We start from the raw sequence: 1,346 nt of genomic DNA, 5'->3' as shown, positions 1-1,346 counted from the left end.
TGAGGTTCCCCCCAAATGGTGGGCAGGGGGCTTATGCGCTGTCAGGCAGCCGCGTGGAGTGACTTCTCGAAATTGTCGGGGCTTTGCATCCCGATCGCGGAGTGTCGCCGCGTAGTGTTGTAGAAGCTGATCCACTTGTCAACCGCGGCAACAAGTTCGGGCTTCGTAGCGTAGACGTGTCGATAGTAGTGTTCGTGTTTGAACGTCGACCAGAACGACTCGGCGGGGCTGTTGTCCCAGCAGATGCCGGTCGCGCCCATCGATCGGCGCAGCCCGTGGCGGAAACATGCCTTCGCGGTCAAGTGGGCAGTGAATTCCCCGCCACGGTCCGAATGCAGGATGGTGCCGCGCGCGCGTCCGCCGCGAGCGGTGACGGCGTCTTCGATGGCCGCGGTGACCATGTCGGCACCGATGTGGTCGGACACACTGTAGCCCAACACTTTCCGGGAATGACCGTCCCGAATCGCGCAGAGGAACATGTCACCCTGTCCGCAGGTGAGATAGGTGATATCGGTCAGCCAGACCGCGTCGATTCGGCCCCGATCGAAGTCGCGGACGACCAGATCCGGCGGGAACGACGCCTTCGGGTCGACCACCGTCGTTTTCACCTTGAACGTGCGTGGGCTGATGCCCTCGACCCCGAGACCGGCCATGATCTTGGCGACGGTTTTGCGGGTCACGATCTCGCCGCGCTCGCGCAGCTCGGCGGTAATCCGCGGTGATCCGTAGGTCCCGTCGAACTCGGCGTGGATATCGGTGATCTTCACTTCGAGATCGGCACGACGCTGCTGACGTGGCGTCAAAACCGTTGCCGCGCACCGTTTGGCATGCTCGTAGTAGCCCGAGGTCGAGACCCCCAGAAGCCGTGCCATCCGCACGATCGAGAACCGGGGGCGCGATCCTCGCGTGGTGGTGGCGCCGGCCGCTAGGTCGTCGGGGTCGGCGTACTCGGCCATCAGAGCGAACCGGGCCGGTTCGTCTGCATCGCGGCAAAGTACGCCGAAGCTTTTTTCAGGAACGCGATGTCTTTGTCCTGGTCGGCGACTTGCTTTCGCAGCCGCAGCAACTCGGCCCGCTCGGCCGAGTCCAGGGGCTTCTCGCCATGGGCCTCAGCGGCGGCGATCCTGCGCCGTTCGTCTTTGACCCAGTTGCTGAGCAAGCCCTCGTTCAAGCCCAGTTCCCGGGCAACATCGGCGATCGTGCGTCCGGAATCGATCACCCGATGGGCAGCCTCGACCTTGTACTCGGTCGTGAACGACCGGCGCTTGCGAGGAGGCATGGAGACATCCTTCCAGCAGGACCTTCGGTCCTGCCAAATCGGTGTCCACTATCCGGGGGAAGCCTCA

The 1,346-nt window shown here is 63.6% G+C and carries 2 protein-coding genes; both read right to left on the bottom strand.

Translation table 11 applies throughout. The features are described 5' to 3' along the window. Positions 1 to 41 precede the first annotated feature (41 nt). Positions 42 to 956 carry an IS3 family transposase gene (locus ACWEKS_RS49355; protein ID WP_452346606.1) on the bottom strand — a complete coding sequence of 305 codons (915 nt, stop codon included), beginning with the start codon at positions 954 to 956 and terminating at the stop codon, positions 42 to 44. Next, complete coding sequence (locus ACWEKS_RS49350; RefSeq protein WP_376946689.1) at positions 956 to 1,279, bottom strand: transposase; 324 nt, start codon at positions 1,277 to 1,279, stop codon at positions 956 to 958. The genes ACWEKS_RS49355 and ACWEKS_RS49350 overlap by 1 nt, the downstream gene beginning before the upstream one ends. Positions 1,280 to 1,346 lie beyond the last annotated feature (67 nt).

Source organism: Nocardia sp. NPDC004711, assembly GCF_053601595.1.
This window is presented reverse-complemented; position numbering and strand designations above follow the sequence as displayed.